The following is a 255-nucleotide window of genomic DNA, read 5'->3' on the forward strand; positions in this document are numbered from 1 at the left end:
AGGAGTTAATCCGTGGAAGCTATGTTCCCGAGCCTGTCATCCAGCAGCTCAGACAATACAACAGAATGATGTTTGACCTTAGCAAGGATATATCAAGAAAGCTTGTAAAGCTTGACACATGTCTGCAGCGCTGTAACATCAGGATAAGCAACTATATATCCAATGTGGATTCCAAAAGTTACCGTATGGTGGCCAAGGCCATATCTCAAGGTGTCACAAAGCCGGAAGAACTTATAAAACATATACATGGCAGGA

The 255-nt window shown here is 42.7% G+C and carries 1 pseudogene; it reads left to right on the plus strand.

From position 1 onward, the window contains the following. Nucleotides 1–255: pseudogene (locus I6E24_RS16985) on the plus strand (IS110 family transposase); the annotation flags it as partial.

The sequence above is a fragment of the Bacteroides caecigallinarum genome (assembly GCF_021530995.1).
Taxonomy (GTDB): domain Bacteria; phylum Bacteroidota; class Bacteroidia; order Bacteroidales; family Bacteroidaceae; genus Phocaeicola; species Phocaeicola faecigallinarum.